We start from the raw sequence: 10821 nt of genomic DNA, 5'->3' as shown, positions 1-10821 counted from the left end.
GTTGAGGATCAGGTCGGTGACGTCCTCCTTGACGCCCGGCACGGTGGTGAACTCGTGCAGGACACCGTCGATGCGGATGCTGGTGACAGCCGCACCGGGGATCGAGGAGAGAAGAGTCCGGCGGAGCGAGTTGCCGAGGGTGTAACCGAAGCCCGGCTCCAGCGGCTCGATCACGAACCGGGAGCGGAACTCGTCGACGACCTCTTCGGTCAACGAGGGACGCTGAGCGATCAGCATGAAGTGAATCCTTCAGTCAGGGGCACCCACTATTTGATGCCCTTGCCACCGGGCGGTAGCCCGTTGTGTTACAGCTACAAGGGTACGGGCGGCACGGCCTCGAAAGGCCATACCGCCCGGACCCCAGAAAAATCAAGACAACCGTGCGTCAGACGCGACGGCGCTTGGGCGGACGGCAGCCGTTGTGCGGCGTGGGCGTCACGTCCTGGATGGAGCCGACCTCAAGACCGGTCGCCTGCAGCGAACGGATGGCCGTCTCGCGACCCGAACCCGGGCCCTTGACGAAGACGTCGACCTTGCGCATGCCGTGCTCCTGCGCGCGGCGGGCGGCCGACTCGGCGGCCATCTGCGCGGCGAAGGGGGTGGACTTGCGCGAGCCCTTGAAGCCGACGTGGCCGGCGGAGGCCCAGGAGATCACGTTGCCCGAGGGGTCCGTGATCGAGACGATCGTGTTGTTGAACGTGCTCTTGATGTGCGCGTGACCGTGAGCGACGTTCTTCTTTTCCTTGCGGCGCACCTTCTTGGCAGCGCCCTGACGACCCTTGGGGGGCATCTATAACTCCTACGGGGAGGTGGTCGGTCCTACAGCGAAGACCGCTGATGAAGCGTTGTCCGCTGCGGACTACTTCTTGCCCGGCTTCTTCTTGCCGGCGATGGCGCGACGCGGGCCCTTGCGGGTACGAGCGTTCGTGCTGGTGCGCTGACCGTGGACGGGCAGGCCACGACGGTGGCGCAGACCCTGGTAGCAGCCGATCTCGACCTTGCGGCGGATGTCGGCCTGAACCTCACGGCGGAGGTCACCCTCGGTCTTGAAGTTGTTGTCCACGTACTCGCGGATCCTGACCAGCTCCTCCTCGGAGAGGTCACGAACGCGGGTGTTGGGGTTGACGCCGGTGTCGGCCAGCGTCTTCTGCGAGAGGGTCCGGCCGATGCCGAACACGTAGGTGAGGGCAACCTCCACGCGCTTTTCGCGCGGGATGTCAACACCGGAAACGCGTGCCATTCAATGGCTCCAGTTGTCGTTCGGAGGTCTTCCGCAAAACCGGCTCCCAGTCGCCGTATGAGGTACGAACTGGGTCCCCGGCCTCCGACCGGGGGTATCGGAATCCCTGCGAACAGCGGATCCGGGCTCTGCGTATGAACATGTAACTACTTGCGTCGCGCGAAACTCTGCGGGTGCAGAAGGTTCGGTCGTGCGTCAGCCCTGGCGCTGCTTGTGCCGCGGGTTTTCGCAGATGACCATGACCCGGCCGTGACGGCGGATCACCCTGCACTTGTCGCAGATCTTCTTGACGCTCGGCTTGACCTTCATTGGGTGAGGTTCTCCGGGTCAGTGCCACCGCCCCGCGGAATACGGGACACAGGCAAGATCTACTTGTACCGGTAGACGATCCGGCCACGGGTCAGGTCGTACGGAGACAACTCCACCACGACCCGGTCGTCAGGGAGGATGCGGATGTAGTGCATACGCATCTTGCCGCTGATGTGTGCCAGGACCTGGTGGCCGTTCTGGAGCTCGACCTTGAACATGGCGTTCGGAAGAGACTCGACGACAGTGCCCTCGATCTCGATGGCACCTTGCTTCTTGGCCACGCTTCGCCCTTCGAATCGACTACCTTGATCGACCCCGCACTTACTGCACGCAGACATGCAGATGCACGAGAGCCGACGAGTCAGTCTACGCCAGGGCCCTCGGAAAGACGAATCGAGATAGCCTGCCCCGCACGGAAGATCCCTAAGCAGCAAGCGCGCAGGGGCCACGGCGAACCGGGCTCACACCAGGCGCCCAAAGGGGCGCGGGGCTGTATCGATGTCCGGCTCCGCCGCGTGGGCGCGACCGGCCCCCACAGGGCCGCAGCCGCGACGCATACACCAGCCCACCCCTACGGAGCGAACTCAGCCCAGAGGATCAGGAGCCGCCGTGATCCCGTACTCGGCCAGCTTCGCCTTACCCCCGTCGGGAGCCGTCAGCACAAGCGGCCCCTCCTCCGTCAGAGCGACAGAGTGCTCCCAGTGGGAGGACCACGTGCCGTCCGTCGTGATGACGGTCCAGTCGTCCGAGAGAACCTCGGTCTTCGGCGTACCCAGCGAAACCATGGGCTCAATGGCAAGGCAGAACCCGGGAACGAGCTTCGGCCCCTTCCCCCGCCGCCGCTCCACGTAGTTCAGCAGATGCGGATCCATGTGCATCTCGGTACCGATGCCGTGGCCGCCGTAGTCCTCGACGATCCCGTACTTGCCGCCGCCGGGCTTCGGCTGACGCCGGATGTACGTCTCGATGGCGCGGGAGACGTCGACGAGCCGGTTCCCCAGCTTCATGGCCGCGATTCCGGCCCACATCGACTCCTCGGTCACCCGGGACAGCTCGATGAGCTCCGGAGCGTGACCGGATCCGACGAAGGCGGTGAAGGCGGCGTCCCCGTGCCAGCCGTCGACGATGGCGCCGGCGTCGATCGAGATGATGTCGCCGTCCTTGAGCACGACGTCGTCGCTCGGGATGCCATGCACCACGACCTCGTTCGCCGAGGTGCAGATCGTCGCGGGGAACCCGCCGTATCCCAGGAAGTTCGACTTGGCGCCGTGCTCGGCCAGCACCTTGCGGGCGACCTCGTCGAGGTCCTTCGTCGTGGCCCCGGGTACCGCCGCGTCCCGTGTCGCGCTGTGGACGGCGGCGACGACCAGGCCCGCCTCACGCATCTTGGCGATCTGCTCGGGGGTCTTGATCTGCACCATGAGGGCCCGCGCTCTCCGTCTTCTCTGCCTGCTCGGTTACGTACACAACAGTACGGCCGCGGCGCCCCACAAGGGCACCGCGGCCGAACCAGCCAGGACGACTACTTGTCGTCGCCCTCGCTGTCGCTCTTGTCCTCGTCGCTCTGGTCCTTGCCCTCCACCTGGCGGTTGAGGGCGTCCATCGCGCGCTTGGTGACATCGTCCACCTTGCCGAGCGCCGAGATCGTCACGACCAGGCCCTGGGCCCGGTAGTAGTCGATGATCGGCTCGGTCTGCGTGTGGTAGACCTCCAGGCGCTTGCGGACGGTCTCCTCGGTGTCGTCGTCGCGCTGGTACAGCTCGCCGCCGCAGGCGTCGCAGACGTCCGTCTTCTTCGGCGGGCTGTACGTCACGTGGAAGACATGACTCGAATCCCTGCGGCAGATGCGGCGGCCGGCGATGCGCTTGACCACCTCGTCCTCGGGGACCTCCAGGTCGAGCACCGCGTCCAGCTCCACAGCGTCGGCCTTGAGCGCCTGGTCGAGCGCCTCGGCCTGCGAGACGTTCCGCGGGAAGCCGTCGAGCAGGAAGCCGTTCGCGGCGTCCGGCTGCTCCATGCGGTCCCTGGCCATGGCGATCGTGACCTCGTCCGGCACAAGGTTTCCCTCGTCCATGTACGACTTCGCCAGTTTGCCGAGTTCCGTCTGCTGGCTGATGTTCGCACGGAAGAGGTCGCCCGTGGAGATGTGCGGGATCGACAGGTTCCGGGCAAGGAACGCGGCCTGCGTTCCCTTGCCCGCACCGGGCGGCCCGACGAGGACGATACGCATCAGCGGAGGAACCCTTCGTAATTGCGCTGCTGGAGCTGGCTCTCGATCTGCTTCACCGTCTCCAGACCCACACCCACGATGATGAGGATGCTGGTACCGCCGAACGGGAAGTTCTGGTTTGCCCCGAAACCAACCAACGCCATCGTCGGTACGAGAGCGATCAGACCCAGGTACAGCGAACCCGGCCAGGTGATCCGGTTGAGTACGTATCCCAGGTACTCAGCGGTCGGCCGGCCAGCCCGGATGCCCGGGATGAAGCCACCATACTTCTTCATGTTGTCCGCGACTTCCTCGGGGTTGAACGAGATAGCCACGTAGAAGAAGGCGAAGAACACGATCAGCAAGAAGTACGTGCTGATGTAAATCGGGTGGTCACCCTTGGTGAGGTTCTGTTCGATCCAGGTCTTCCAGCCGGACGTCCCACCTGCGAACTGAGCGATCAGCGCCGGGATGTAGAGCAGCGACGAGGCAAAGATCACAGGGATGATGCCGGCCTGGTTGACCTTCAGCGGGATGTACGTGGACGTGCCGCCGTAGGACCGGCGGCCGATCATGCGCTTCGCGTACTGGACGGGAATGCGGCGCTGAGCCTGCTCCACGAAGACGACCAGACCGACCATGACGAGACCGACCGCGATCACGGTGCCGAACTCGATCCAGCCGTCCGCGAGGTTGCCCTGCTGCTTGATGGCCCACAGCGCGGACGGGAAGGTCGCGGCGATCGAGATGAACATCAGGATCGACATGCCGTTGCCGATGCCGCGGTCGGTGATGAGCTCACCGAGCCACATGACGACGGCAGTACCGGCGGTCATCGTGATGACCATCGTGATCGTGACGAAGATCGACTGGTCGGGCACGATCTGGTTCGCGACCGGGCAGCTGGTGAACAGTGCACCACTGCGGGCGGTGGCCACCAGGCCGGTGCCCTGCAGGATGGCCAGCGCCACCGTCAGGTAACGGGTGTACTGCGTGATCTTCGCCGTACCGGCCTGACCCTCCTTCTTGAGGGCCTCCAGACGCGGGATCACCACGGTCAACAGCTGCAGAATGATGCTCGCCGTGATGTACGGCATGATGCCCAGCGCGAAGATCGTGATCTGCAGCAGGGCGCCACCGCTGAACATGTTGACCAGACCGAACAGGCCCGTGTTCTGGCTCGCGTCGTCGATACAGATCTGGACGTTCTTGTAGTCGACACCGGGGATCGGGATGTGCGTGCCAACCCGATAGACCACGATGATGCCGAGCGTGAAGAGCAGCTTCTTGCGCAGGTCGGGCGTCTTGAACGCCCGGGCGAACGCGGTGAGCACGGTGCCTCCTGCGACCCCCGCGCAAGTGCGTCAGAGGTGACGGTCTTGAGGTTCGACGAATAAGTAACGGACAGCTGACTAACAGTTAAGAACCGCCCTGAGTTCCCAGAGGTCACACCGGGCGAAAATTAGCAGTGCAGGCCACCTTACCGGCGACACCGCTCCCCTAGGAACGACCAACCGGGGATGCCCCTTTTGTGGGGCACCCCCGGTCGGGTTCGCTCAAGTCATCGAGACGCCTGGTGATTTCAGACGAGCTCGGTGACGGTACCGCCGGCGGCGGTGATCTTCTCCTTGGCGGAGCCGGAGACGGCGTCGACCGTCACCTGCAGCGCCACGGAGATCTCGCCCTGGCCGAGGACCTTGACGAGGCTGTTCTTGCGAACCGCACCGTTGGCGACGAGCCCCTCGACGGTGACTTCGCCACCCTCCGGGTACAGCGACGCCAGCTTGTCGAGGTTCACGACCTGGTACTCGGTCTTGAACGGGTTCCGGAAGCCCTTGAGCTTCGGGAGACGCATGTGGAGGGGCATCTGGCCACCCTCGAAGCGCTCCGGAACCTGGTAACGGGCCTTCGTGCCCTTGGTACCACGTCCAGCCGTCTTACCCTTCGACGCCTCACCACGACCCACACGGGTCTTGGCGGTCTTGGCGCCCGGGGCAGGACGGAGGTTGTGGATCTTGAGCGGCTTGTTCTCCGCCATGATCAGTCGACCTCCTCAACCGACACGAGGTGGCGGACGGTGTGAACCATTCCGCGGAACTCGGGGCGGTCCTCCTTGACGACCACGGTGTTGATCCCCTTGAGACCAAGGGACCGCAGGGTGTCACGGTGGTTCTGCTTGCTGCCGATGTACGACTTCGTCTGCGTGACCTTGAGGCGAGCCATTACGCACCCGCTCCCGCACGCGCACGAAGCAGAGCCGCGGGGGCGACGTCCTCGAGGGGCAGACCGCGGCGGGCCGCGATCTCCTCGGGACGCTGCAGGCCCTTGAGGGCCGCCACGGTCGCGTGCACGATGTTGATCGCGTTGGACGAGCCGAGCGACTTCGACAGGATGTCGTGGACGCCGGCGCACTCGAGGACAGCACGCACCGGGCCACCGGCGATAACGCCGGTACCGGGGGAAGCAGGCTTGAGCAGGACGACGCCCGCGGCCTTCTCGCCCGTGATCGGGTGCGGGATGGTGCCCTGGATACGGGGGACCTTGAAGAAGTGCTTCTTGGCCTCCTCAACACCCTTGGCGATGGCGGCCGGCACCTCCTTGGCCTTGCCGTAGCCGACACCGACGGTGCCATCGCCATCGCCCACCACGACGAGCGCGGTGAAGCTGAAGCGACGACCACCCTTCACAACCTTGGCGACGCGGTTGATCGCGACAACGCGCTCAACGTACGCGGTCTTCTCGGCAGCAGCGCCGCCGTCACGGCCCTTCCGGTCCCGCCGCTCGCCGCCACCGGCACCGCTTCCGCGGCGCTGGGGTCCAGCCATTGGAATTACCTCTCTCTGTTTCCGCTAGCTACGCAGCAGCGAATAGTCGCTGCCGCGACGGGCAGGCCTCAGAACTTGAGTCCGGCCTCGCGGGCGGCGTCCGCCAGGGCAGCGATGCGCCCGGCGTACTGGTTGCCACCACGGTCGAATACGACAGCCTCGACACCGGCGGCCTTGGCACGCTCGGCGACAAGAGCGCCGACCTTGCCGGCCTGCGCCGACTTCTCGCCCTCGCCACGGATCGACGTGTCCAGGGTCGACGCCGACGCCAGGGTGTGACCCTTGATGTCGTCGATGACCTGGGCCACGATGTGGCGGTTCGAGCGCGTCACGACCAGGCGAGGACGCTCAGCCGTTCCGTTGACCTTCTTACGGATCCGGATGTGGCGCCGCTTGATGGCAGCACGCTTGTAAGCGTCGCCCTTAGCGATCTTCGTACCGTATGCCATGGCTTACTTACCCGCCTTTCCGACCTTGCGGCGGATGACTTCGCCCTCGTACTTGACGCCCTTGGCCTTGTACGGGTCGGGCTTGCGCAGCTTGCGGATGTTGGCCGCAACCTCTCCGACCTTCTGCTTGTCGATGCCCTCGACCGAGAACCGCGTGGGGTTCTCGACCTTGAAGGTGATGCCCTCGGGGGCCTCGACAGTGATCGAGTGGCTGTAGCCGAGCGAGAACTCCAGGTTGGAACCCTTCGCCAGGACTCGGTAACCGACACCGCTGATTTCGAGCTTCTTCACGTAACCCGTGGTCACGCCGGTGATCATGTTCGCCACCAGCGTGCGGGACAGGCCGTGCAGGGCCTTGTTCTGACGCTCGTCGTTCGGGCGGGTGACATTGAGAATGCCGTCCTCGCCCTTAGCGATCTCGATCGGCGCCGCGACGGTGTGGGAGAGGGAGCCCTTGGGGCCCTTCACCGAAACCGTACGGCCGTCGATGGTGACGTCCACGCCGGCGGGAACCGTGATGGGGAGCTTGCCAATACGCGACATAGCTTCTTCCGTTCCCTTCCGCTACCAGACGTAGGCGAGGACTTCTCCGCCTACGCCCTTCTTGCCGGCCTGCTTGTCGGTGAGGAGACCGTGCGACGTGGAGATGATCGCCACGCCGAGGCCACCGAGCACCTTGGGCAGGGAGGTGGACTTCGCGTACACACGCAGACCCGGCTTCGAGATCCGCTTGATGCCCGCGATGGAGCGCTCACGGTTCGGGCCGAACTTCAGCTCGAGGACGAGCTTCTTGCCGACCTCGGCGTCCTCGACCTTCCAGCCGGTGATGAAGCCCTCCTGCTGGAGGATCTCCGCGATGTGAGACTTGATCTTGCTGTGCGGCATCGCGACATCGTCGTGGTACGCCGAGTTCGCGTTACGCAGACGAGTAAGCATGTCTGCGATGGGATCAGTCATGGTCATGAATTGGCCTTCGGCCTCTCTCGCCGGGGTTTCCAGTGCGCCATCCCTCTCCCCACTCAGTGGCGGGACGGGTGCGGTGCGGGGACCTACGGCGTAGTAAGTCGTACGGGCGTCAGAGCGCCCAACCCTCCTAGCCTAAGCCATGAAGGGGTGGGCGCCTGACATCACCCATTACTTACCGAGAGCTTCCGGAATCCCGAAGTACGGGACTACCAGGAGCTCTTGGTCACGCCCGGCAGCTCGCCACGGTGAGCCATCTCACGAAGGCACACGCGGCAGAGGCCGAACTTGCGGTACACGGAGTGCGGACGGCCGCAGCGCTGGCAGCGCGTGTAGCCACGTACGCCGAACTTGGGCTTACGAGCAGCCTTGGCAATCAGAGCCTTCTTCGCCATCTCGCTTACGCCTCCTTGAAGGGGAAGCCGAGGTGACGGAGAAGGGCACGGCCTTCGGCGTCGTTGGTCGCCGTGGTGACCACGGTGATGTCCATACCCCGGACGCGGTCGATCTTGTCCTGGTCGATCTCGTGGAACATGACCTGCTCCGTGAGACCGAAGGTGTAGTTGCCACGGCCGTCGAACTGCTTGGGGGACAGACCACGGAAGTCGCGGATGCGCGGCAGCGCGAGCGACAGGGTGCGGTCCAGGAACTCCCACATGCGGTCGCCACGGAGCGTGACGTGGGCACCGATCGGCTGGCCCTCACGCAGCTTGAACTGCGCGATGGACTTACGGGCCTTGGTGACGGCCGGCTTCTGACCGGTGATCGTGGTGAGGTCGCGAATCGCGCCGTCGATCAGCTTGGAGTCGCGGGCGGCGTCGCCCACACCCATGTTGACCACGATCTTGACGAGACCCGGGGTCTGCATGACGTTCTCGTAGGAGAACTCTTCCTGCAGCTTGCCCGCGATCTCCTCGCGGTACTTCGTCTTGAGACGCGGAATCGTGGTGGTAGCCATCAGATGTCCTCACCCGTCCGCTTGGCAACGCGAACCTTGTTGCCCTCGTCGTCGAAGCGGTAACCGACACGCGTGACGACCTTGTTGCCGTCCTTCTCAACGACCAGCTGGACGTTGGAGACGTGGACGGGCGCCTCGGTCGTGACGATGCCGCCGGCCTGCGAACCGCGAGCGGTCGGGCCGGCCTTGGTGTGCTTCTTGACCCGGTTGACACCCTCGACCAGGACGCGGTCCTCGCGGGGGTAGGCCGCGATGACCTTGCCCTGCTTGCCCTTGTCCTTACCGGTGATGACCTGTACCAGGTCGCCCTTCTTGATCTTCATGCTTACAGCACCTCCGGCGCGAGCGAGATGATCTTCATGAACTTCTTCTCGCGCAGCTCCCGGCCCACCGGGCCGAAGATGCGGGTGCCGCGAGGGTCGCCGTCGTTCTTCAGAATGACGGCGGCGTTCTCGTCGAAGCGGATGTACGAGCCGTCCGGACGGCGGCGCTCCTTGACGGTGCGAACGATGACCGCCTTGATGACGTCACCCTTCTTCACGTTGCCGCCGGGGATCGCGTCCTTGACGGTGGCGACGATCACGTCACCGATGCCCGCGTAGCGGCGACCGGAGCCACCGAGCACACGGATGCAAAGGATCTCCTTCGCACCAGTGTTGTCGGCGACACGCAGTCGCGACTCCTGCTGGATCACGTCTATCTCCTGATTGTCTGCCGGTTCCCGGCAGGGGCCTTGTCCTGTACGGGATTCGGACCCCTGCCGAGCCTGGCGGAACTGTCCTGCGGGGGGTGCCCCGCAGGAGAATTACTTGGCCTTCTCGAGGATCTCGACGATGCGCCAGCGCTTCGTCGCGGACAGCGGCCGGGTCTCCATGATGATGACTCGGTCGCCGACGCCCGCGGCGTTCTGCTCGTCGTGGGCCTTGAGCTTGTTCGTACGGCGGATGACCTTGCCGTACAGCGCGTGCTTGACGCGGTCCTCGACGGCGACGACGACGGTCTTGTCCATCTTGTCGCTGACGACCAGACCCTCACGGGTCTTGCGGAAACCGCGGCTCGTCTTGGTCTCTTCAGTCACGTTGCTCTCGCTCATCAGGCGCTCTCCACCGTCTCGATGCCCAGCTCGCGCTCACGCATCAGGGTGTAGATCCGCGCGATGTCCTTGCGGACGGCCTTCAGCCGACCGTGGTTCTCGAGCTGACCGGTCGCCGCCTGGAAGCGGAGGTTGAACAGCTCTTCCTTGGCTTCGCGGAGCTTCGCGAGAAGCTCCTCGTCACCCAGTTCGCGCAGCTCGGACGCCTTGGTACCGGCCGACATCACGCTTCACCTGCCTCGCGCTTGACGATCCGGCACTTCATCGGCAGCTTGTGGGCTGCACGAGTGAGGGCCTCACGGGCGATCTTCTCGTTGGGGTAGGACAGCTCGAACATGACCCGGCCCGGGTGCACGTTCGCGACCCACCACTCGGGGGAACCCTTACCGGAACCCATGCGGGTCTCGGCGGGCTTCTTGGTCAGCGGGCGGTCCGGGTAGATGTTGATCCAGACCTTGCCGCCACGCTTGATGTGACGGGTCATCGCGATACGAGCCGCCTCGATCTGGCGGTTCGTCACGTACGCCGGCGTGAGGGCCTGAATGCCGTACTCGCCGAACGAAACCTCCGTACCACCCTTGGCCTGACCACGGCGCTTGGGGTGGTGCTGCTTGCGGTGCTTGACCCTACGGGGGATCAGCATTTCGGTCAGGCCTCCGTTCCGGTGCTCTCAGCCGGAGCGGCAGCCGCCGGAGCCTCGGCCTTGGGGGCCTCGGCAGCCGGCGCGGACTGCTGCTGCGGCTTGCGGCCGCGGCCGCCACGCTCGCCACCGCGG

General features: G+C 64.9%; 20 protein-coding genes and 1 pseudogene. All 21 read right to left on the bottom strand.

Annotation, left to right across the window (positions count from 1 at the left end; genetic code table 11):
* Positions 1–237, bottom strand: a pseudogene (locus O3Q52_RS39185) (DNA-directed RNA polymerase subunit alpha); the annotation flags it as partial.
* 148 nt (positions 238–385) lie between these two features.
* Positions 386–790 carry a 30S ribosomal protein S11 gene (gene rpsK, locus O3Q52_RS39180; RefSeq protein ID WP_003956432.1) on the bottom strand — a complete coding sequence of 135 codons (405 nt, stop codon included), beginning with the start codon at positions 788–790 and terminating at the stop codon, positions 386–388.
* Positions 791–859: 69 nt separating this feature from the next.
* Positions 860–1240: a 30S ribosomal protein S13 gene (rpsM, locus tag O3Q52_RS39175; protein ID WP_107022207.1), complete on the bottom strand. Its 381-nt coding sequence runs from the start codon at positions 1238–1240 to the stop codon at positions 860–862.
* A 195-nt stretch (positions 1241–1435) separates the two neighbouring features.
* Positions 1436–1549 (bottom strand): 50S ribosomal protein L36, encoded by a 114-nt coding sequence (gene rpmJ / locus O3Q52_RS39170; RefSeq protein WP_003998809.1) that lies wholly within the window; start codon positions 1547–1549, stop codon positions 1436–1438.
* Positions 1550–1608: 59 nt separating this feature from the next.
* Positions 1609–1830, bottom strand: a complete 222-nt coding sequence (gene infA / locus O3Q52_RS39165; RefSeq protein WP_003948620.1) for a translation initiation factor IF-1 — start codon at positions 1828–1830, stop codon at positions 1609–1611.
* Between the two features lie 303 nt (positions 1831–2133).
* On the bottom strand, positions 2134–2970 hold the full coding sequence (gene map, locus O3Q52_RS39160) for a type I methionyl aminopeptidase (protein WP_269653340.1): 837 nt from the start codon (positions 2968–2970) through the stop codon (positions 2134–2136).
* A 101-nt stretch (positions 2971–3071) separates the two neighbouring features.
* A complete protein-coding gene (locus tag O3Q52_RS39155; RefSeq protein WP_269653339.1) occupies positions 3072–3779 on the bottom strand; it encodes an adenylate kinase in 708 nt (235 codons plus the stop codon).
* Complete coding sequence (gene secY, locus O3Q52_RS39150; RefSeq protein ID WP_269653338.1) at positions 3779–5092, bottom strand: preprotein translocase subunit SecY; 1314 nt, start codon at positions 5090–5092, stop codon at positions 3779–3781. The genes O3Q52_RS39155 and secY overlap by 1 nt, the downstream gene beginning before the upstream one ends.
* A gap of 248 nt (positions 5093–5340) precedes the next feature.
* Complete coding sequence (rplO, locus tag O3Q52_RS39145) at positions 5341–5796, bottom strand: 50S ribosomal protein L15 (RefSeq protein WP_269653337.1); 456 nt, start codon at positions 5794–5796, stop codon at positions 5341–5343.
* A gap of 2 nt (positions 5797–5798) precedes the next feature.
* Positions 5799–5981, bottom strand: coding sequence for a 50S ribosomal protein L30 (rpmD, locus tag O3Q52_RS39140; protein WP_046704421.1), 183 nt, complete (start codon positions 5979–5981; stop codon positions 5799–5801).
* Positions 5981–6583, bottom strand: a complete 603-nt coding sequence (gene rpsE / locus O3Q52_RS39135; RefSeq protein ID WP_055513610.1) for a 30S ribosomal protein S5 — start codon at positions 6581–6583, stop codon at positions 5981–5983. Before rpsE ends, rpmD begins: the two co-directional genes overlap by 1 nt.
* A gap of 68 nt (positions 6584–6651) precedes the next feature.
* The gene (gene rplR, locus O3Q52_RS39130) at positions 6652–7032 is read right to left on the bottom strand and encodes a 50S ribosomal protein L18 (protein ID WP_143642846.1); all 381 of its coding nucleotides are present in this window, start codon (positions 7030–7032) and stop codon (positions 6652–6654) included.
* Between the two features lie 3 nt (positions 7033–7035).
* Positions 7036–7575, bottom strand: coding sequence for a 50S ribosomal protein L6 (rplF, locus tag O3Q52_RS39125; RefSeq protein WP_143642847.1), 540 nt, complete (start codon positions 7573–7575; stop codon positions 7036–7038).
* Between the two features lie 21 nt (positions 7576–7596).
* Complete coding sequence (rpsH, locus tag O3Q52_RS39120) at positions 7597–7995, bottom strand: 30S ribosomal protein S8 (RefSeq protein ID WP_055614920.1); 399 nt, start codon at positions 7993–7995, stop codon at positions 7597–7599.
* Between the two features lie 209 nt (positions 7996–8204).
* Positions 8205–8390, bottom strand: coding sequence for a type Z 30S ribosomal protein S14 (locus tag O3Q52_RS39115; RefSeq protein ID WP_003948630.1), 186 nt, complete (start codon positions 8388–8390; stop codon positions 8205–8207).
* 5 nt (positions 8391–8395) lie between these two features.
* A complete protein-coding gene (rplE, locus tag O3Q52_RS39110; RefSeq protein ID WP_269653336.1) occupies positions 8396–8953 on the bottom strand; it encodes a 50S ribosomal protein L5 in 558 nt (185 codons plus the stop codon).
* Positions 8953–9276 (bottom strand): 50S ribosomal protein L24, encoded by a 324-nt coding sequence (gene rplX, locus O3Q52_RS39105; protein ID WP_055614922.1) that lies wholly within the window; start codon positions 9274–9276, stop codon positions 8953–8955. The genes rplE and rplX overlap by 1 nt, the downstream gene beginning before the upstream one ends.
* 2 nt (positions 9277–9278) lie before the next feature.
* Complete coding sequence (rplN, locus tag O3Q52_RS39100) at positions 9279–9647, bottom strand: 50S ribosomal protein L14 (RefSeq protein ID WP_003992364.1); 369 nt, start codon at positions 9645–9647, stop codon at positions 9279–9281.
* A gap of 111 nt (positions 9648–9758) precedes the next feature.
* Positions 9759–10046 carry a 30S ribosomal protein S17 gene (gene rpsQ, locus O3Q52_RS39095; RefSeq protein WP_143642848.1) on the bottom strand — a complete coding sequence of 96 codons (288 nt, stop codon included), beginning with the start codon at positions 10044–10046 and terminating at the stop codon, positions 9759–9761.
* Complete coding sequence (gene rpmC, locus O3Q52_RS39090; protein ID WP_003998824.1) at positions 10046–10270, bottom strand: 50S ribosomal protein L29; 225 nt, start codon at positions 10268–10270, stop codon at positions 10046–10048. The genes rpsQ and rpmC overlap by 1 nt, the downstream gene beginning before the upstream one ends.
* Positions 10270–10689, bottom strand: a complete 420-nt coding sequence (gene rplP, locus O3Q52_RS39085; protein ID WP_055614924.1) for a 50S ribosomal protein L16 — start codon at positions 10687–10689, stop codon at positions 10270–10272. Before rplP ends, rpmC begins: the two co-directional genes overlap by 1 nt.
* Positions 10690–10821 lie beyond the last annotated feature (132 nt).

The sequence above is a fragment of the Streptomyces sp. ActVer genome, assembly GCF_027270795.1.
GTDB lineage: Bacteria > Actinomycetota > Actinomycetes > Streptomycetales > Streptomycetaceae > Streptomyces > Streptomyces umbrinus_A.
Note: the sequence above shows the minus strand (reverse complement) of the source record. Positions and strands in the feature narration are given on the sequence as shown.